Here is an 18,066-nt window from a genome sequence, read left to right as displayed (position 1 = left end):
TAGAAAAAGACAAATTGTTGGAAGGACAATTTGTCTTTTTGTTTCCTTGCACTATCAAAAAAACCACCCGAGGGTGGCTTTCCTTAATTCTTAGGTTCGGGTTTCCAAACCCATTCGGCTCCGTATTCTGCAAGGAGATCATCGGATGCAGTTGGTCCCATGGATCCAGACTTGTATTCATAGAGCGGTGCACCATTTTCGGCCCATAGTTTTTCAATCCGGTCAATCAATTGCCATGAAGCACGAACTTCGTGCCAGTGGCTGTAATTGGTTGAGTCATTGTTCAAAACGTCGAAAATTAATTTTTCATAAGGCTCTGGTGAAGCTCCAGTTGCGGTCGCATCTGTTTCGTAGTCAAAGGAAATTGGTGTGATGCTGAATTTTTCTCCGACCTCTTTTCCGTTGATGCTCAATGAGAAGCCTTCATTTGGTTGGATATAAATGGTCAAAACATTTGGTTCCAAACTATGTCCAAAGATGGAGTCGGTTTGCTTGAAGACCACATTGACTATGGTTCCTTTTTGCGTCAAGCGTTTTCCGGTACGGAAGAAGAAAGGCACTCCGCGGAAGCGATCGCTATCAACAAAGAACGTACCAGAAGCATAGGTTTCTGTAGTAGATTCAGGGTCGACATTGGGCTCACTGCGATAAGAGATATCTTTTTTCCCTTCGATCGTACCTGAATGGTATTGACCACGGATAAAGAATTTCTTCAATTCGTCATCTGTTGGATTGTGCAATTGCTCAAAAACTTTAACCTTTTCTGCCCGAATCGCATCCTTAGTAAAGGTAGCTGGTTTATCCATGGCAAGCAATGACAAAAGCTGGAGGGTATGGTTTTGCACCATATCTCGAAGGGCCCCCGAGTGATCATAGTAGCCACCGCGTTCTTCAACCCCTAAGCGTTCAGCAAAAGTAATTTGGATATTGTCAATAAAATCTCGGTTCCAAAGATTATCAAAAATAAGATTTCCAAAACGAATGGCAAAGATATTTTGGATCATTTCTTTTCCAAGGTAATGGTCGATCCGGAAGATTTGTTCTTCATCAAAGGTTTCTTCCAATTCCTTGTTGAGCTGACTTGCCGTTTCTAGGTCTGTACCGAAAGGTTTTTCAACGATCAAGCGCTCAAAGCCTTGCCCATCCACAATGCCTTCTGATTTGAGGTGTTTGGCAATGGTTCCAAAAAATTGAGGAGCCATGGACAAGAAGAAAACCTTGTTGTGTTCCGTTTGGTATTTTTCATCCAAGCTGTTTTGCAATTCGCGCAGGGCGATGTAATGTTCGGTATCATTGACATCATGGCTTTGGTAGTAGAAATGACTAGCGAATTCTTGAGCTTGTTGAGGGCTATCTGCCAGATCTGTGATAGATTCTACCACAACTGATTCAAAGTATTCCTTGCTCCATGGTCTGCGGGCTGTTCCGATAACCGCAAAGTTTTCAGATAGATTTCCTGATTTATAGAGTCTAAAAAGGGATGGGTAGAGTTTGCGCTTGGCTAAATCTCCACTGGCCCCGAAAATGGTTACAATAACTTTTGAAGACATTTAAGTACCTATTTCCTATTTTATTAACCATATTTTACCATAAAATCTACAAGATTTCTTTGATGGAATCGTTGTTCCGAATATTTTCCGCTTGGATTAGAGGATTTGAGAGGAAAGCATAGAAAAAGCTAGAACCAATGTGGATTCTAGCTTGAGCTGTTATAAAATGTTTGGATCGACCACCGAAGAAACTTGGTGACTCCATCAGAATACGCGGTAGACATATGGATTGGCCGGTTTCGTAATGGTCTGGCAATCGCTAATGTGGAGGACAGGCAAGCTTTGCTTGAGTTGCTTGTGGTATTCAATGGACAAGGTTCCTTTCGCATGGATCCAGGTGTTGTTTTCGAAATGCTGCGGAGCCCCCGTCGTTAAGAGACCGTAGACTCCGGAATCTGCGATACAGTGGATGATACCAAAGCGAAAGAGAAATTGGCTGTTCTTGTTATTGGGGTCATTGTATACAAAGCCGGTCAACTCGATTGTCTTTCCTGCAAATTGGTCAGGATAATCATAAAGTACTTCCATGACTTCCATGTAATTCTCAGTGGTCACCTGGATTACTTTTTTATCAACATATTTCTTTGCAGCCTGCTTCATTTCTGACTCATAGGCAGATTTGGTAAAATAGCTACTAGTATCTGGTTTGAGATACTGGGTTGTTGTCCCTTCGTCCTGCTGGATTTCCTTGGAAGAACCGGCCGCAACCGGAAAGTGGTAGCCTTTGGCAGAGACTGTTTGGGAATCCAGTGTCACTGTAGGGAAAAATAGCCCGACAAACAAAGGAATACAGAGCAAGAAGATACTCGCCACTTTTGCCCAGAAGCCAGAGAGATGACTGTGGATCTTCATCTGCTTGACCCAGATGATCAGCTGCACAAGAGCTAAAACAAAGGACAAGAACATGGAAATATAAGCCAAGTAAGAATAGTGTAAGTTGATGTATTGATTGAGCTTACCAGATAATTGCAGGTACATGGTGAGCTCAAAATAGCCAGCTAATATAAAGAAACGAATCATAGCACTACCCCCACAAACCAAGCATAAAGGAGCACGACTCCACTCACAATTCCGATAAATTGCCAGATAAAACGGGTCTTGAGATAATTTTTCATCATGAGGAGATTTTTGACATCAAGCATAGGCCCAATCACCAAAAAGGCAAGAACAGGCGCTACTCCAAAACTTGTTAGAAGAGAGGATCCAACAAAGGCGTCCGCCTCGCTACAAAGTGAGAGGAGAAAGGACAAGACCATGAGAAGGAGAATAGCAATAACCGGTGTCGCGCTGATCGAAGTGAGGATCCGTGTTGGGACATAGACTTGGACGAGGCTGGCAAAGAGGCAACCAAATACCAGGTAACGTCCCGTATCAAAGAATTCATCAATGGCTTGTACCAAGACTTGGAAGAGCTTTTGACCCTTGCTCAAGTCCCTAAAATCATGTTCATGTACAGCCTTACGATGTTCTTTTTGGATCGAATCTGTCTGAATAAAACCAAGAAAGATTCCAAGTACCGTTGCGACCAGTAGGGAACCAAGGGCGCGGTAGAGGGCCATCTTGACAGAATTCCCAAAGGCTGAGTAGGTTGCAAAGAGAACGATAGGATTGATGACCGGTGCTGTCACCAGAAAGGGAACAGCAGTATAACTTGGGACTTTCTTTTCTAGAAAGCGATTGATAATGGGAACAATTCCACATTCACAGGAAGGAAAGATAAAGCCGATAAAGGTCCCAAAGAAGATCCGCCCAAATTTATTCTTAGGAAGAAAGCGGTAGACCCTCTCGGGGGTGATATAGACCTCAATCATCCCTGAAATGATACTTCCGATTAGGACAAAAGGTAGGGCCTCGATAATAATCGAGAGAAAAATAGCCCCAGCCTGCAAGACGCTAGAGGGAAGGTGTTGAAAGAATGCCATTACTTAACCTTCTTTGCTTCTTTAGTTGTAGCAGTTTCTGACTTCTTTTTTTCTTCGGGGAATTCGACTGTTTTTTCTACATCTGGAAAACTTGCAAAGTTTTCAAACATTTTATCAAGATCATCTGTTTTTGAGAATTTAATAGCCATTGTTGGGCCTCCTTTTTATTTTCTTTCATTATAACAAAAAGGAAAGAGCAAGGGGGAAATGGAGCATAAAAGGAAAGAACATGAGGGTCAAAATTATTCTATGAAAAATCCCTGAAACAGAGACCAGAACAGGCGATCTCACCCCTTGATGGTAGCAAAATATGCTATAATAGAAGCTATGGATAAATATGAAAAAATAGCCCAGGAATTGGGTGTTAGCTTAAAACAAATCGATACTGTATTGAGTCTGACCGCAGAAGGCTCAACCATTCCTTTTATTGCCCGCTATCGAAAAGATATGACGGGAAATTTAGATGAAGTAGCGATCAAGGCCATTATTGACCGGGACAAATCGTTAACGGCTCTAGCTGAACGAAAGGAAACCGTCCTTGCTAAGATTGAGGAACAAGGCAAACTGACAGAGGCGCTCAAGCAGGCTATTGAAGCTGCTGAAAAATTAGCGGATGTCGAAGAACTTTATCTCCCTTATAAGGAAAAACGACGGACCAAGGCGACGATTGCTCGAGAAGCAGGACTTTTCCCCCTGGCACGTCTCATTTTGCAAAATAGTCCAGACTTGGAAGCAGAGGCTCGGAAATTTACCTGCGAGGCCTTCCCAACAGAAACCGCAGCATTAGCTGGTGCAGTGGATATTCTGGTAGAAGCTATTTCAGAGGATACCCAATTACGGGCCCTCACCTATCAAGAAATTCATGGGCATTCCCTCATGACGTCAACCTTGAAGGATGAAAGTTTAGATCCTAAGAGAACCTTTGAAATCTACTATGATTTTTCTGAAAAGATCAAGAATATGCAAGGCTACCGGACTCTAGCTCTCAATCGTGGGGAAAAATTGGGCGTTCTTAAAGTCGGATTCGAGCACCATTTGGATCGAATCATTCGTATTTTTGAGGCTCGTTTTAAAACTAAAAATGCCTATGTCGATGAGGTTATTCAACAAGCGGTTAAGAAAAAAATCGTTCCTGCGATTGAACGTCGGATTCGGACAGAGTTGACGGAGGTGGCAGAAGACGGAGCCATTCAATTGTTCTCTGAGAATTTACGGAATCTATTGCTCATTCCTCCATTAAAAGGGCGCGTGGTCCTTGGATTTGACCCAGCCTTTCGGACTGGTGCTAAACTAGCCGTTGTCGATGAGACAGGAAAGATGCTTGCCACCCAGGTCATCTATCCAGTTGCTCCTGCAAAACCAGCTCAGATCGAGAAGGCTAAAAAGGATCTGTCCTCCTTGATCAAGGAGTTTGGAGTAGAAATTATTGCGATTGGAAATGGAACCGCCAGCCGTGAAAGTGAGGCCTTTGTCGCAGAGGTCCTCCATGACCATCCAGGAGTTCGCTATGTTATTGTCAATGAAAGCGGAGCATCTGTCTATTCAGCTAGTGAGTTGGCCCGTCATGAGTTCCCAGAGCTAACCGTTGAAAAACGCTCGGCCATCTCCATTGCCCGTCGCTTACAAGATCCGCTAGCAGAATTGGTGAAAATCGATGCCAAATCCATCGGTGTCGGTCAATACCAGCACGATGTCAATCAGAAAAAACTGACGGAAAGTTTAGATTTCGTGGTAGATACCGTGGTCAACCAAGTTGGGGTCAATATCAATACGGCTAGTCCTTCTCTCTTAGCGCATGTAGCAGGACTCAATAAAACCATCTCTGAAAATATCGTGAAATACCGGGAAGAAGAAGGAATGATTCTTTCACGAGCACAGATTAAAAAAGTTCCTCGCCTCGGAGCCAAGGCTTTCGAGCAGGCTGCTGGATTCTTACGCATCCCTGAAAGTAAAAACATCTTGGACAATACCGGGGTTCACCCTGAAAGTTATAAGGAAGTTGAAAAACTTTTTCAACTTCTTGAAATTACCGAACTCGATGCATCAGCTCAGGAAAAATTAAAAGCTGTGAACATAAAGGAGATGTCTACTCAGCTGGATCTGGGACCAGAAACCTTGAAAGATATCATTGCCGATCTCCTAAAACCAGGTCGCGATTTGCGGGATTCCTTTGATGCACCTGTGCTCCGCCAGGATGTCTTGGATATTAAAGACCTGCATATTGGCCAAAAATTAGAAGGGGTTGTGCGCAATGTGGTTGACTTCGGAGCCTTTGTCGATATTGGCATTCACGAGGATGGCTTAATTCATATCTCCCATATGAGCAAGCAGTTTATCAAGCATCCAAGCCAAGTCGTCTCTGTAGGAGATTTAGTGACGGTCTGGGTGAAGAAGATTGATGTGGAACGCGAAAAAGTCAATCTCAGTTTGGTAGCTCCGAATGAATCTGACTGAGTATGTGCGCCAAGTATCCAAAGAAGATTTTGGGAGAGAATTCCGCCATCGAGCAGAGTGGAATTCACGTCTTCAAACCACTGGAGGTCGTTTCTTTCCCAAGGATCGACACCTTGATTTTAACCCGAAAATATACCAAGCTTTCGGGTTAGAGGTCTTTCGCAAAATCGTCCGCCACGAGCTCTGCCATTACCATCTTTACGATCAAGGTAAAGGATATCGCCATAAAGATCTAGCCTTTAAGCAACTCCTCCAGCAAGTGGACGGTCTTCGTTTCACACCTCCTCTACCAGATAGAACTGGGCGAGTCAAGCGGATCTATCTCTATCAATGTCCCCATTGTGGCCAAGAGTATAGACGAAAGCGAAAAATCGATCTGAAGAAATATGCTTGCGGTCGCTGTCACAGTCGCCTGCAATTCCTTGAAATGAGACAAGAGTAAGAATCGGTCTTTAGGCGGATCTCTTTCCAGTTCGACTCTGCTAAAATAGGTCTAACTAGAAAGAGGAAAATCAAATGACAGCATCATTTTACAAATTAAAACGACATCGCCTGGTTTCAGGTGTGCTAGCTGGCTTAGCCGATAAATTTGGTCTTAGCGTAACTCTCCTACGCTTCTTGTTTATTCTTTTTACGGTTTCTCATGCCTTTATCGGTGTGATTATCTATTTACTGTTAGATACGACCTTGCCTTATAAGGACGAGGAGGAGCAGGAAATGTTTGACTATGGCCCTCGACCTCGTCGAAGAAAAGAGGCTGAACCCATCCATGATCAGAATGATAGTCCATTTTTTTAAAAGGAGATCCGAGTGAAGCAGAAGTTCTATTACCTTGCTTTTATTCTATATCTCTTCTTCAGTTTTATAGGACAGTTTTTCATTTTAAATCGTGTTTTTGGTGAAGGAGTTGGAACAGTTTTGATCGGAATGCTCCTTTTTCCACTGGGTATTTGGAATAGTCTCTTCTACCTCTTGTTTCTGCCAACAGAAATGGCTAGAAAGCCACAAATTTATCGGTTTTCGATTTTATTTCTTCCGATTTTGTATCTGGTTTTGTCCTTGCTGGGGGGAGGACCTACCACCTTTATGCACGGCTTGATCGCATTTCCTTCAAATGCGGTGGTCTATGCGGTCTCTACCGGAATCAAATCTATGATCAAAGATTTTTTGCAAGGCGAAGACTAGAGCATTCTTCATATGTTCCCATCATTTTCTAGAGGTTGGAGACCTTTGTCTTGGCCTCTTTTTGCTTGCCTTAAAAAGGAGTTGAAAATGGATCTTTCAAATGACACTTCAGTCTCTCGTCTGAAGAGAAAATCTGCTATAATAGAGAGAGAATTTGAAAAGGGAGAATGATATGGCAGTTACTGTTCGCGATATACAGGAAAAGCTTCGTCTATCGGTTGTTTATGGGGATGATAGCCTCTTAAGTAAGGAAATTACGACTGCGGACATTTCACGTCCAGGTCTTGAAATGACGGGCTATTTCGACTATTACACACCTGAGCGGATTCAGCTTGTAGGAATGAAAGAATGGTCCTACCTGGTGAAGATGAGCTCTCACAACCGTCATCAGGTCTTGCGCAAGATGTTCCAGCCAGAGACACCTGTCATCATTGTCGCGCGGAATTTAGAAATTCCAGAAGAAATGTTGCGTGCTGCTGAAGAGAAGCAACTAGCCATTTTGAAGAGCAATGTTGCAACCAGTCGTTTATCTGGAGAGCTTTCTAGCTATTTGGATAGTCGGCTAGCAGAACGCACGAGTGTACACGGTGTCTTGATGGATATTTATGGGATGGGTGTCTTGATCCAAGGAGATAGCGGAATCGGAAAAAGCGAGACAGGTTTGGAACTTGTCAAGCGGGGTCACCGCCTCGTAGCAGATGACCGAGTTGATATCTATGCCAGAGATGAGATGACCCTTTGGGGAGAGCCAGCTGAAATCCTACGCCACTTACTAGAGATCCGTGGTGTCGGAATTATCGATGTCATGAGTCTCTACGGTGCGAGTGCTGTGAAGGATTCTTCACAAGTCCAAATCGCCGTTTACTTGGAAAATTATGCTAAGGATCAGGTTTATGATCGTCTCGGTAATAATGCAGAAGAGTTGGAAATCGGTGGTGTGACCATTCCTCGGATACGCATCCCTGTGAAGACTGGTCGGAACATTTCGGTCGTGATTGAAGCCGCAGCTATGAATGTTCGGGCTAAAGAAATGGGCTATGATGCCACCAAAACCTTTGAAGAACGTTTGTCCCAGTTGATTAGTCAAAATGAGGTGAAGGAATGAATCCAGTAGCCCTTCAATTAGGTCCGATCAGTATTCGTTGGTACGCAATTTGTATTGTCTCTGGCTTGATTCTAGCCGTTTATCTTTCCATGAAAGAAGCGCCCCGTAAGAAAATTGATCCAGATGATATCATTGATTTCATTTTGATCGCTTTTCCGCTTGCGATTGTGGGGGCTAGGCTCTATTACGTTATTTTTGAATGGGGCTACTATAGCCAGCACCTGGGTGAGATTTTTGCTATCTGGAACGGAGGAATCGCGATTTATGGTGGCCTCTTGACAGGTGCCCTTGTCCTCTACCTATTCTCTCGTAGACGCTTGATTGAGCCAATTGATTTCTTAGATATTGCGGCCCCAAGCGTCATGATTGCCCAGAGTATTGGTCGCTGGGGAAACTTCTTTAACCAGGAAGCTTATGGAGCTGCTGTCAAAAGTCTTAACTACCTGCCCTCTTTTATTCGAGATCAAATGTATATAGATGGTAGTTACCGTCAGCCAACGTTCTTATATGAATCCAGTTGGAATCTGTTAGGATTTCTCTTGATCTTAATTCTTCGTAGGAAGCCCCAATTTTTGCGACAAGGTGAGGTCACAGCCTTTTACCTTATCTGGTATGGTTTTGGTCGGATGATCATCGAAGGAATGCGGACGGATAGCTTGATGTTTGCGGGCTTACGTGTTTCCCAGTGGTTGTCGATGATCCTGATTCTAGTTGGACTCGCCATCATCTTTTACCAACGACGCAAAAAAGCCCCTTATTATGTAGAAACAAAGGAGTAACATATGTTTATTGAAATTGCATACGGCCTCTTAGGTCTTGCCTTAGTAGCGCTTGTCATTTATATGATTTTTTTCCTCTCAAAGATTGGAAAAGTTGTAGATGAGACGCAAAAAACCATCCAAGTTTTGACATCAGATGTCAATGTCACCTTGCATCAGACCAATGATCTATTGGCAAAAGTCAATGTTTTAACGGATGATTTGAATCAAAAAGTTGCAACGATTGACCCACTCTTTACAGCCGTAGCGGATCTTTCCGAGTCTGTTTCAGATTTGAATGATCAAGCCCGTCAATTGAGTGTCAAAGCAGTGTCAGCTGGTGGAAAAACAGTGAAAGCCTCTATCGGATTAAAAGCGATTAAGATGGCTTCAAAATTATTTAAATAGAATCGAGGAAGAATATGGGACGTTTATCTAGTTTATTAATTGGTGTCATTTCAGGTGCTTCAGCAGCCTACTATTTATCAACTGAGCAAGGAAAGAAAGTCACTAAAAAAGTTGCACGATTCGTAAAAGATTATCAAGAAGATCCTCAAGAAGTACATGAATCCGTTAAACAAACTGCGAAGGATGTTTCAAAACAAGCAGCAGAAGTGATCCAACAAACCAAAGAAAAAGTTGGTTCTGGAGAAATTACGACAGGGACTGTTTTGGAATCTGTCAAAGAAAAGACGCAAGATGTGGTTGAAAAATCTCAAGAAGTCTATCACTCATTTAAGGATAAACTTCAAAAAGAAAATCTAAGTGGCAATGACTTGGTTCAATCCATTCGCAAACAAACAGAATCAGAAGACATCGTGTTAGAGTTGGATGAAAAAAATTCTGAAGAAGCGTCTGAAGAAGAAACAAAAGAAGCATAAAAAAAGAGGCTCACTGAGCCTCTTTTCAGATTGAAGATAAATTCATCTTAGAAACTTTCCTTAAGTGAGTACGGACGTCAGCGAACTTCAAAGAAGTTCCATGACTTAGTTTTGAACCTAAAGTTTCAAAACTCCCGAGTACCTGAAACATAATTGTTTCAGGCACTTTTCTCACGGCGGAAAGTTTCAATTGATGATTGAATAACTTTAACTCATAAAAAGTATTTATTCTTATAGAATTCCTAGGAAGCCTTTGAATTATCAAACACCATACCATGTTTTTCTGAGTTACATGAAAAGTCTAACTTAATTTGACAACTTAGGAATTAAAAAAATTCGAGTAAATAAAAAAATCAGGCGAACCTGATTTTTATTTTTTTCGTTTATTGTAGTAAATTCGGAACCCTTGAATACTAGCAAAGCTAGAACCAATCGCTAAAGCAAATGCAAAGAAGGTATTCATTTTTGTTGCTAAAAAGACAAAACTAAATACAACCGTCAACACACAGAAAATAGCGATATTTAAAAAATATAGCAATTCACTTAATTGAGGTGCGGGTTCAACTTCAGGAGCATAGTCCTGAATAGGGGTTTCTTGGGTTTGTTTGGTTAATTCGATATAATCGAATTCTTCATCATAGTGTCTTAAATTTCTTACGGGCATTTTCTCTCTCCTAACAGTACCCTATTATTCTATCATGAATTCAGGAATATAAATGTTACAAAAATGTTACAAATTTTACAAAATGAATAAATTTTTCTAGAATATCGGAATTTTTGTTATAATGGTTCTATGAAAAATATTATTATTACAGCAACAGCAGAGAGTGTTGAGCAAGCGCAAGCCCTGATTGATGCAGGGGTTGACCGAATCTATGTCGGTGAAAAAGATTATGGATTACGATTGCCTCAAACTTTAAGCTATGACGAAATAAATCGAATTGCCCAACTGGTCCATGCTGCTGGCAAAGAATTGACAGTAGCTGTAAATGCACTGATGCACCAATCGATGATGGATTCAATCAAGCCTTTTCTAGATTTTCTAAAGGAAATTCAGGCTGATTATATTACTGTCGGAGATGCGGGCGTTTTTTATGTCTTGAAACGAGATGGCTATCCATTCAAAACGATTTACGATGCCTCAACCATGGTCACTTCTAGCCGCCAGATCAATTTCTGGGGAAAACAAGCAGGAGCTTCTGAGGCTGTTTTGGCTCGTGAGATTCCATCTGCCGAATTATTCGTAATGGCTGAGAATCTTCAGATTCCAGCGGAAGTCTTGGTCTATGGTGCTAGCATTATCCACCATTCGAAACGACCTCTTCTTCAGAATTATTACAACTTCATCAAGACAGAGGACTCTGTAACCAAAGATCGCGACCTGTTCTTAGCAGAACCAGGAGATCCAAATTCTCATTATTCAGTCTACGAGGACAAACATGGAACCCATATCTTCTCAAATAATGACTTGGATATGATGACCAAATTGTCTGAGTTGGTAGAACATGGCTTTGATCATTGGAAACTCGATGGTGTCTACTGTCCGGGTGAAAACTTTGTCAAGATTACAGAGTACTTTGTCAAGGCCCGTGATTTGATTCAAAAAGGAACATTTACACAGGATCAAGCCTATCTGTTTGATGAAGAAATCCGCAAATTGCATCCAGCTAATCGTGGTTTGGATACTGGTTTCTATGATTATGAACCAGATCGTGTAAAATAATAAAAAAACTAGGGCTTCTTCGTTTGTGAGTTTTCCTTTTTCAGGGAACGAAGAGGCTATTCATCATATCGACAATCTTGTAAATTGGAGAAAACATGACAAATACAAAAAAACGTCCAGAGGTTTTGGTACCTGCTGGAACATTAGAAAAATTAAAAGTTGCCGTTAATTATGGGGCAGACGCAGTGTTCGTCGGTGGACAAGCCTATGGTTTGCGTAGCCGTGCTGGAAACTTTACCATGGATGAGCTTCGTGAAGGTATCGAATATGCGCATGCACGTGGCGTAGATGTACACGTGGCTTCGAACATGGTGACCCATGAGGGAAATGAACAAGGGGCTGGTGAATGGTTCCGTGAATTACGAGATATGGGCCTTGACGCCGTGATCGTCTCAGACCCGGCCTTGATTGAAATCTGTGCAACTTATGCACCTGGACTCAATATTCACTTGTCTACGCAAGCTTCTGCAACCAACGTGGAGACCTTCCATTTCTGGAAAGAATATGGCTTGACCCGTGTCGTCTTGGCCCGTGAGGTATCCATGGAAGAGTTGGCAGAGATCCGTAAGCGTACCGATCTTGAGATCGAAGCCTTCGTTCATGGAGCCATGTGTATTTCTTATTCCGGACGTTGTACCCTTTCTAACCACATGTCTGACCGGGATGCCAACCGTGGTGGTTGTTCTCAATCTTGTCGTTGGAAATACGATCTCTATGATATGCCATTTGGCCAAGAACGCAAGAGTATCAAAGGACAAGTCCCAGAAGAATATTCTATGTCAGCCGTGGACATGTGTATGATCGAAAATATTCCAGACATGATTGACAATGGGGTTGATAGCTTGAAGATCGAAGGTCGGATGAAATCTGTCCATTACGTATCAACAGTTGCCAACTGTTACAAGGCAGCTTGTGATGCCTATATGGAAAGTCCAGAAGCCTTTTATGCCATTAAGGATGATTTGATCAATGAATTGTGGAAAGTCGCTCAACGTGAATTAGCAACTGGATTCTACTACCAAACACCGACTGAAAATGAACAATTGTTTGGGGCACGTCGTAAGATTCCGCAATACAAATTTGTAGGAGAAGTGGTGGACTTTGATCCATCTACCATGACTGCGACGATTCGCCAACGGAATGTCATCAATGAAGGCGACCAAGTGGAATTCTACGGACCAGGCTTCCGTCATTTTGAATGCCAGATCCAAGACTTGCATGATAAGGATGGAGTGAAGATTGATCGCGCACCAAATCCGATGGAACTTCTTACGATCACCGTTCCACAAGAAGTCAAGCCAGGAGATATGATTCGTTCTTGCCAGGAAGGTTTAATCAATCTCTACTCAAAAGATGGGGCAAGTAAAACTGTTCGAGTATAACAAAAAAAGAGAGGGTTAAATCTCTCTTCAGAATATAGAAAAACTCTATTAGGACTAGAAAAACTTCTCCTTTAGAGTTTTTTCTTTATATAATTATGAAAAAAGATTGAAGAAAATTGTCAAAATGGACTTTTTCTTCAATCTGTATAATCAACTTTTAATTGAATGCATTCTGTTTGGTTTTATTCTTTTCCATAAAGGTAACGACTAGCAATTAACCAAGTAGCAATATACATTATCACGTTAACCAAAAATGCGACAACGATAACCATATTCCAATTATGGGATAAATTAGTAGTTAGAATCCCCATAATTGTTGTACCAAAAAGTCCACCAATTTGTTTGTTAGCGTTTAAAGTTGCACCAGCAATTCCAGATAATTCTTGACCAGCAGCTTCCATAAGAATGGTAGTAGTTGCTGGAGTTAACACTCCGATACCAAGGCTCATTAAAGAAAATAAAGGGATTAGGATGTATAGTTGAATTTCATGAAAAAGGACTCCAATTCCAAAAATTCCTGCTGCTCCTACAATGGCAAAAATAATTGAGACAGTAGCGAGGCTTCCCACGGAAAATCGTTTTACAGCACGTGCGTAAAATAAATTACCAATAATTAAGACAATCATTCCTGGTAGAATGAGGAGTCCAGAAACCATTGAGGAGAGGTTTAAATAAGTTTGAAAATAAAGTCCTAGCACCAAAACAATACCATATAATGAAATGTTAACTACTAAACCTAACAGATTAGAGACAATAAACTTAGCATTTTTTAATAGTTGGTGGGGAACAATAGGTGCTTTACTTTTTTTATCGTGGACTACTAAACCAACAGTAAATAATATAAACAGGAGAAGAAACAATAAAAGATTTAGGTTACTATAGCCATATTGATTCCCTTCAACAAGGTAAATAACTAGACTTCCGATAGTTGCAACAAGAAATATATTACTGAAAATGTCAATTCTAGTCTTTGGATTGGCAATATTGTTTTTCACAAGAAGTAATATTGAAATTACTGTCAAAATTCCCAATGGAATATTGATTAAGAAAATACCCCTCCATCCGAAGTAGTTAATAATTAGTCCACCAATAAAAGAACCAGTACCGGTTGCAACAGAAATAATTGCTGTCCAAATTCCTAACATACGTGCTCTTTTAGTAGAATCAGGGTATGAAATGAATAAAAGTGCTAATGAACTAGGCATAAACAAAGAAGCACCGAAACCTTGAACGAATCTAAGTATGATTAATGTTTCAATATTTGGTGAAAAAGAGCACCCAAATGAGGCAAGTGTAAAAATTGTCATTCCAAATAATAAAATTCGTTTAGCACCATATTTTGTTGTTAGATTTCCTGAAAGTAGGAGTAAAGAGCCTAAAGCTAGTGTATAGGCGTTAATAATCCAAATGGATTGCTCTAATGAGACGCTCATAGCTGTTTCAATATGGGGAACAGCAAGAACCACTCCGGTTGTATCTAGGACCGCCATAATGTATCCTAGTGAAAGAATAAAAAGTAGATAAGCTGGCGCTTTTGTATTTGTTTTTTTCATCAAGCTTCCTCCGTTATTTCATCAAACCAATTTTCATTTATCAATCAAAAGCAATATATTTAACTTTCTGAAAATATTTTACTTGAGTATATCCAGTGCCAAAGTATCTTCCATCAGCGCAACCGAGAATATCTTTGATACGGTCAAACTTAGTTGTAATATCCATAGTAATTTCCCCTTTCAAATGATATAATTAGCTTATCATGTAATAATTTCTGAAACAAGAAGGGAAAAAAAGTATAGTAACTATCAAAAAAGGAGGAAATGAATGGAGACTTGCAAGAAGCAATCTTTGAAAAAATCAATTTGTCCAGCAAGAAGGGTCTTGAATTTACTAAAAGGTAAATTTACTCTTGAGATCTTATCTGAAATTATTGATGGTAATATACATTATAGTAGTCTTTTGCGTAGTGTAGAAGGTATTAATCCTAGAATATTAGCTCAACGATTACATGATTTTGAGCAAGAAGGTATTTTATCAAGAAAAGTTTTACCGACATCGCCTCCACAGGTTGAATATAAAATGACAAAAAAAGGTATCGCTCTAAGAAGTATCGTTGAAGAAATGAAAAAATGGGAGCATACTTATGGTGATTAGAGATTAGATTGAATTTACATAATTTATTACTAATATTTTTCTTTAAATAGATAATGTAATTATGAAAGATTTGGTGACCTTTTTAATCAAGGCAACGTCAATACTAGTAGTATGTACTGGAACTTTAACTTTTTACTAGGTTCAAAAGTTAAAGTTAAAATTTGATAGAATTTTTTTGATACTCTAATAAATTTAGAAATGAGATTAAAAGTAATAAAAACAAACGCCAAAAATGACGTTTGTTTTCAATATAAAAGAGAGGGTTAAACCTCTCCTTTTTGTTGGGCGATGCGAATATTATTGGGAACCAAACTGATTTTCTGGATCTCAGAAATCCGAATAATCGTGGACATACTCTTTTTAAAATTTTTCACGATCAGTTGTCGGCGTTCTTGGTCATACTTGACAATATCGCCTGTAAAACTCTTGTTTGAAAAAATAACATGAACCCCTTGTTTTTTTCGCAATGCTTGTTGAATGATTTCAATAATTCTCTCATCTTCTAATGGGGCAGGGGTACTGACTTTTCCATTGAAAAATTCATTTGCTCGGTCTTTAACGATCTCGAGAAATTTTTTCATAGCTAAATTCTCCATAACTTGATACAATATATTATAGAAAATTTCAACGATTTTGTAAATGATTTACGAATAATAGAGATGAGAAGGCAAGAAAGGAGTCGTAAAATGGCAGAATTTTCATTCCAAATCGAAGAACATCTACTGGTCTTGTCAGAAAATGACAAGGGTTGGACCAAGGAATTGAACCGTGTAAGTTTTAACGGTGCTCCAGCTAAGTATGATATCCGGACCTGGAGTCCCGACCATACAAAGATGGGGAAAGGAATTACACTTACGAACGAAGAGTTTCAAGTTATGCTCGATGCATTTAAAAATTAAAATAAAAAAGAGGTCCTTCAAGGACTTCTTTTTTTGTTATAGTCTAAGACTATATAGATGTCAAAGATATTAGATTATCCCAAGCCCTTGTTTATCAAGTATTAGACTGCTATAATGGTTGCATTGATGAATTAATGTAAAATTTATAGGAAAGAGGAATTCATATTGACACATACACATGCACCTTATCGCATAGACCATGTTGGTTCATTTCTTCGTCCAGCTACTTTGGTTCAGGCTCGTGAAGATTTCTCAACTGGAAAAATTAGTCAGGCTGACTTAACAAAAGTAGAAGATCAAGCGATTCGTGACTTAGTTGAAAAAGAAATTGCGGCTGGTCTGAAGTCAGTAACGGATGGAGAATTCCGCCGTGCTTATTGGCATTTGGATTTCTTCTGGGGCTTTGGTGGCATTGATCACGTCCAAGCTGCACAAGGCTATCAATTCCATGATGAAACGACCAAGGCGGACTCGGCACTTGTAGTTGGAAAAATTACAGGAGCCAATCATCCATTTGTAGAGCATTACAAGTTCTTGCGTGATCTTGTAGCAGATGTAGATGGTGTAGAACCTAAATATACCATTCCAGCACCTGCGCAATTCTATTTTGAATTGATTCGTGATGCAGAACATGTAGAGCAATTGAATAACATCTATCCTGATTTTGTGGCTGTTCGTGAAGACATCAAGCAAGCCTATATTCAAGTGATTCAAGATTTGTATGATGCAGGTCTTCGGACTCTTCAAGTAGATGATTGTACTTGGGGTGTCTTGGTAGATGATAATTTCTTGACGGCTTGGGGAGCAGCTCAAGGCAAGTCAAAAGATGAGGTTCGCCGGGAACTCGCTGATCTCTTCTTGACCTTTAACAACGATGTCTACCAAAATGTTCCAGCTGGTTTGACCGTCAATACGCATGTTTGTCGTGGGAACTTCCATTCCACCTGGGCTTCATCAGGTGGCTATGCACCGATTGCCAAAGAACTCCTTGGAGAAGAAGCGGTCAATGCGTACTTCCTTGAGTTTGACACCGATCGTGCTGGTGGTTTTGAACCACTTGCAGAAGTGACCCCTGGAAAAGGAGTGGTGTTAGGCCTCTTGACATCTAAGAGTGGTCAACTGGAGAACAAGGATGAAGTCATCGCTCGTATTAAAGAAGCGAGTCAGTATGTACCTTTAGAAAATCTTTACCTGTCTACTCAGTGTGGATTTGCTTCAACAGAAGAAGGAAACATTTTGACAGAAGAAGACCAATGGAAAAAAATCGGCTTGATTAAAGAAATTGTCGCTGAAGTTTGGGACAAATAAGGAGGAAGAAACATGTCAGATTTACTAAGTATTTATAAAGAATTGCAAGCTAAAAAATGGGTGGACTTGAGTCACCAGATCAATGCGGAAAGTCCACACTTCCCAGCCCTTCCTGCTTTGCAACAAGAAGATCTCTTCACACTAAAAGATGGTTTCCATGTTCAAAAATTTACAGTGGTTGGTCAATACGGTACGCATATCGATGCACCAATTCACTTTGTAGAAGGTGGTCGTTGGTTAGATGAGATTGCCCTTAAAGATCTCCTCTTGCCACTCTATGTTATCGACAAGTCTAAAGAAGTTGCAGCCAATCCAAACTTTATCTTGAGCAAACAAGATATCTTAGACTTTGAAGCAGAGTATGGACAAATTGAAGAAGGGGCCTTTGTGGCCTTCCGTAGTGATTGGTCAAAACGTTGGCCGGATCAAGATGCTATGCGCAACCTTGATGAAAATGGGGTTCAACAAAGTCCAGGATGGAGCCGTGAAGCTCTGGAATTCTTGATTCATGAACGCCATGTCAAGGCTGTGGGGCATGAAACCTTTGATACCGATGCGGGTATTCCAGCAGCAGAGCATGGCTTGGTCAATGAATACTACCTCTTGGAACAAAACATCTACCAAGTTGAAGTCTTGAACCAATTGGATCAAGTCCCAGCTGTAGGTGCCTTAATTTCGATTGCTTTCCCTCATTGGGACAAGGCAACTGGTTCACCTGTTCGTGCCATTGCCATCTTACCATAAGAAA

22 protein-coding genes are annotated in these 18,066 nt (G+C 40.6%); 14 read left to right on the top strand and 8 right to left on the bottom strand.

Annotated elements, in window-relative coordinates; all coding sequences use genetic code 11:
* Positions 1-83: 83 nt before the first annotated feature.
* From zwf to PCY07_RS04505, 4 genes are all read right to left on the bottom strand, one after another.
* Positions 84-1,550 (bottom strand): glucose-6-phosphate dehydrogenase, encoded by a 1,467-nt coding sequence (gene zwf / locus PCY07_RS04520; protein ID WP_301355460.1) that lies wholly within the window; start codon positions 1,548-1,550, stop codon positions 84-86.
* A 204-nt stretch (positions 1,551-1,754) separates the two neighbouring features.
* On the bottom strand, positions 1,755-2,570 hold the full coding sequence (locus PCY07_RS04515) for a TIGR03943 family protein (RefSeq protein WP_301355458.1): 816 nt from the start codon (positions 2,568-2,570) through the stop codon (positions 1,755-1,757).
* Positions 2,567-3,472, bottom strand: coding sequence for a permease (locus PCY07_RS04510; RefSeq protein WP_301355456.1), 906 nt, complete (start codon positions 3,470-3,472; stop codon positions 2,567-2,569). Before PCY07_RS04510 ends, PCY07_RS04515 begins: the two co-directional genes overlap by 4 nt.
* Positions 3,472-3,621 carry an SPJ_0845 family protein gene (locus PCY07_RS04505; RefSeq protein WP_301355455.1) on the bottom strand — a complete coding sequence of 50 codons (150 nt, stop codon included), beginning with the start codon at positions 3,619-3,621 and terminating at the stop codon, positions 3,472-3,474. The genes PCY07_RS04510 and PCY07_RS04505 overlap by 1 nt, the downstream gene beginning before the upstream one ends.
* Before the next feature lie 178 nt (positions 3,622-3,799).
* On the opposite strand from PCY07_RS04505, the gene PCY07_RS04500 reads away from it, so the two are divergent.
* The 8 genes from PCY07_RS04500 to PCY07_RS04465 all read left to right on the top strand — a co-directional run bounded on the left by PCY07_RS04500 (position 3,800) and on the right by PCY07_RS04465 (position 9,855).
* Complete coding sequence (locus tag PCY07_RS04500) at positions 3,800-5,926, top strand: Tex family protein (RefSeq protein WP_301355453.1); 2,127 nt, start codon at positions 3,800-3,802, stop codon at positions 5,924-5,926.
* Positions 5,913-6,368 (top strand): SprT family protein, encoded by a 456-nt coding sequence (locus PCY07_RS04495; RefSeq protein WP_301355451.1) that lies wholly within the window; start codon positions 5,913-5,915, stop codon positions 6,366-6,368. The genes PCY07_RS04500 and PCY07_RS04495 overlap by 14 nt, the downstream gene beginning before the upstream one ends.
* 74 nt (positions 6,369-6,442) lie before the next feature.
* The gene (locus PCY07_RS04490) at positions 6,443-6,724 is read left to right on the top strand and encodes a PspC domain-containing protein (RefSeq protein ID WP_013903896.1); all 282 of its coding nucleotides are present in this window, start codon (positions 6,443-6,445) and stop codon (positions 6,722-6,724) included.
* A gap of 12 nt (positions 6,725-6,736) precedes the next feature.
* Positions 6,737-7,111, top strand: coding sequence for a hypothetical protein (locus PCY07_RS04485; protein ID WP_301355449.1), 375 nt, complete (start codon positions 6,737-6,739; stop codon positions 7,109-7,111).
* Positions 7,112-7,283: 172 nt separating this feature from the next.
* Positions 7,284-8,216, top strand: a complete 933-nt coding sequence (gene hprK, locus PCY07_RS04480) for an HPr(Ser) kinase/phosphatase (protein ID WP_003008114.1) — start codon at positions 7,284-7,286, stop codon at positions 8,214-8,216.
* Positions 8,213-8,995: a prolipoprotein diacylglyceryl transferase gene (gene lgt / locus PCY07_RS04475; RefSeq protein ID WP_223325084.1), complete on the top strand. Its 783-nt coding sequence runs from the start codon at positions 8,213-8,215 to the stop codon at positions 8,993-8,995. The genes hprK and lgt overlap by 4 nt, the downstream gene beginning before the upstream one ends.
* Positions 8,996-8,998: 3 nt before the next feature.
* Positions 8,999-9,382, top strand: a complete 384-nt coding sequence (locus PCY07_RS04470; RefSeq protein ID WP_013903891.1) for a DUF948 domain-containing protein — start codon at positions 8,999-9,001, stop codon at positions 9,380-9,382.
* A 14-nt stretch (positions 9,383-9,396) separates the two neighbouring features.
* Positions 9,397-9,855 carry a YtxH domain-containing protein gene (locus PCY07_RS04465; RefSeq protein ID WP_003015602.1) on the top strand — a complete coding sequence of 153 codons (459 nt, stop codon included), beginning with the start codon at positions 9,397-9,399 and terminating at the stop codon, positions 9,853-9,855.
* 370 nt (positions 9,856-10,225) lie between these two features.
* Here PCY07_RS04465 and PCY07_RS04460 read toward each other — a convergent pair whose 3' ends face one another.
* Positions 10,226-10,519 carry a DUF3270 family protein gene (locus tag PCY07_RS04460; protein ID WP_003015629.1) on the bottom strand — a complete coding sequence of 98 codons (294 nt, stop codon included), beginning with the start codon at positions 10,517-10,519 and terminating at the stop codon, positions 10,226-10,228.
* 129 nt (positions 10,520-10,648) lie between these two features.
* On the opposite strand from PCY07_RS04460, the gene PCY07_RS04455 reads away from it, so the two are divergent.
* Positions 10,649-11,578: a peptidase U32 family protein gene (locus PCY07_RS04455; protein WP_049488874.1), complete on the top strand. Its 930-nt coding sequence runs from the start codon at positions 10,649-10,651 to the stop codon at positions 11,576-11,578.
* A gap of 95 nt (positions 11,579-11,673) precedes the next feature.
* A complete protein-coding gene (locus tag PCY07_RS04450) occupies positions 11,674-12,960 on the top strand; it encodes a U32 family peptidase (protein WP_003002878.1) in 1,287 nt (428 codons plus the stop codon).
* A 182-nt stretch (positions 12,961-13,142) separates the two neighbouring features.
* On the opposite strand, the gene PCY07_RS04445 is transcribed toward PCY07_RS04450, so the two are convergent.
* Positions 13,143-14,513: an MFS transporter gene (locus PCY07_RS04445; RefSeq protein ID WP_150906377.1), complete on the bottom strand. Its 1,371-nt coding sequence runs from the start codon at positions 14,511-14,513 to the stop codon at positions 13,143-13,145.
* A gap of 40 nt (positions 14,514-14,553) precedes the next feature.
* On the bottom strand, positions 14,554-14,679 hold the full coding sequence (locus tag PCY07_RS04440; protein WP_013903887.1) for a 3-hydroxyacyl-ACP dehydratase: 126 nt from the start codon (positions 14,677-14,679) through the stop codon (positions 14,554-14,556).
* Between the two features lie 102 nt (positions 14,680-14,781).
* On the opposite strand from PCY07_RS04440, the gene PCY07_RS04435 reads away from it, so the two are divergent.
* Positions 14,782-15,111, top strand: a complete 330-nt coding sequence (locus tag PCY07_RS04435) for a helix-turn-helix domain-containing protein (RefSeq protein WP_013903886.1) — start codon at positions 14,782-14,784, stop codon at positions 15,109-15,111.
* 263 nt (positions 15,112-15,374) lie between these two features.
* Here PCY07_RS04435 and PCY07_RS04430 read toward each other — a convergent pair whose 3' ends face one another.
* Positions 15,375-15,707 carry a hypothetical protein gene (locus PCY07_RS04430; protein WP_013903885.1) on the bottom strand — a complete coding sequence of 111 codons (333 nt, stop codon included), beginning with the start codon at positions 15,705-15,707 and terminating at the stop codon, positions 15,375-15,377.
* A gap of 90 nt (positions 15,708-15,797) precedes the next feature.
* Here PCY07_RS04430 and PCY07_RS04425 point away from each other — a divergent pair, with 90 nt between their 5' ends.
* From PCY07_RS04425 to PCY07_RS04415, 3 genes are all read left to right on the top strand, one after another.
* Positions 15,798-16,010, top strand: a complete 213-nt coding sequence (locus PCY07_RS04425; protein ID WP_003002541.1) for a PC4/YdbC family ssDNA-binding protein — start codon at positions 15,798-15,800, stop codon at positions 16,008-16,010.
* A 165-nt stretch (positions 16,011-16,175) separates the two neighbouring features.
* Positions 16,176-17,318 (top strand): 5-methyltetrahydropteroyltriglutamate--homocysteine S-methyltransferase, encoded by a 1,143-nt coding sequence (locus tag PCY07_RS04420; RefSeq protein WP_301355438.1) that lies wholly within the window; start codon positions 16,176-16,178, stop codon positions 17,316-17,318.
* 12 nt (positions 17,319-17,330) lie between these two features.
* Positions 17,331-18,062, top strand: a complete 732-nt coding sequence (locus PCY07_RS04415) for a cyclase family protein (protein ID WP_301355436.1) — start codon at positions 17,331-17,333, stop codon at positions 18,060-18,062.
* Positions 18,063-18,066: the final 4 nt, after the last annotated feature.

The sequence above is a fragment of the Streptococcus sp. SP1 genome (genome assembly GCF_030440005.1).
Lineage (GTDB): Bacteria > Bacillota > Bacilli > Lactobacillales > Streptococcaceae > Streptococcus > Streptococcus parasanguinis.
This window is presented reverse-complemented; position numbering and strand designations above follow the sequence as displayed.

Bases quoted from the DNA above. Each gene is read 5' to 3' on its own strand.
- zwf (WP_301355460.1), bottom strand. From the start codon at position 1,550: ATGTCTTCAAAAGTTATTGTAACCATTTTCGGGGCCAGTGGAGATTTA.
- PCY07_RS04515 (WP_301355458.1), bottom strand. From the start codon at position 2,570: ATGATTCGTTTCTTTATATTAGCTGGCTATTTTGAGCTCACCATGTAC.
- PCY07_RS04510 (WP_301355456.1), bottom strand. From the start codon at position 3,472: ATGGCATTCTTTCAACACCTTCCCTCTAGCGTCTTGCAGGCTGGGGCT.
- PCY07_RS04505 (WP_301355455.1), bottom strand. From the start codon at position 3,621: ATGGCTATTAAATTCTCAAAAACAGATGATCTTGATAAAATGTTTGAA.
- PCY07_RS04500 (WP_301355453.1), top strand. From the start codon at position 3,800: ATGGATAAATATGAAAAAATAGCCCAGGAATTGGGTGTTAGCTTAAAA.
- PCY07_RS04495 (WP_301355451.1), top strand. From the start codon at position 5,913: ATGAATCTGACTGAGTATGTGCGCCAAGTATCCAAAGAAGATTTTGGG.
- PCY07_RS04490 (WP_013903896.1), top strand. From the start codon at position 6,443: ATGACAGCATCATTTTACAAATTAAAACGACATCGCCTGGTTTCAGGT.
- hprK (WP_003008114.1), top strand. From the start codon at position 7,284: ATGGCAGTTACTGTTCGCGATATACAGGAAAAGCTTCGTCTATCGGTT.
- lgt (WP_223325084.1), top strand. From the start codon at position 8,213: ATGAATCCAGTAGCCCTTCAATTAGGTCCGATCAGTATTCGTTGGTAC.
- PCY07_RS04470 (WP_013903891.1), top strand. From the start codon at position 8,999: ATGTTTATTGAAATTGCATACGGCCTCTTAGGTCTTGCCTTAGTAGCG.
- PCY07_RS04465 (WP_003015602.1), top strand. From the start codon at position 9,397: ATGGGACGTTTATCTAGTTTATTAATTGGTGTCATTTCAGGTGCTTCA.
- PCY07_RS04460 (WP_003015629.1), bottom strand. From the start codon at position 10,519: ATGCCCGTAAGAAATTTAAGACACTATGATGAAGAATTCGATTATATC.
- PCY07_RS04455 (WP_049488874.1), top strand. From the start codon at position 10,649: ATGAAAAATATTATTATTACAGCAACAGCAGAGAGTGTTGAGCAAGCG.
- PCY07_RS04450 (WP_003002878.1), top strand. From the start codon at position 11,674: ATGACAAATACAAAAAAACGTCCAGAGGTTTTGGTACCTGCTGGAACA.
- PCY07_RS04445 (WP_150906377.1), bottom strand. From the start codon at position 14,513: ATGAAAAAAACAAATACAAAAGCGCCAGCTTATCTACTTTTTATTCTT.
- PCY07_RS04440 (WP_013903887.1), bottom strand. From the start codon at position 14,679: ATGGATATTACAACTAAGTTTGACCGTATCAAAGATATTCTCGGTTGC.
- PCY07_RS04435 (WP_013903886.1), top strand. From the start codon at position 14,782: ATGGAGACTTGCAAGAAGCAATCTTTGAAAAAATCAATTTGTCCAGCA.
- PCY07_RS04430 (WP_013903885.1), bottom strand. From the start codon at position 15,707: ATGGAGAATTTAGCTATGAAAAAATTTCTCGAGATCGTTAAAGACCGA.
- PCY07_RS04425 (WP_003002541.1), top strand. From the start codon at position 15,798: ATGGCAGAATTTTCATTCCAAATCGAAGAACATCTACTGGTCTTGTCA.
- PCY07_RS04415 (WP_301355436.1), top strand. From the start codon at position 17,331: ATGTCAGATTTACTAAGTATTTATAAAGAATTGCAAGCTAAAAAATGG.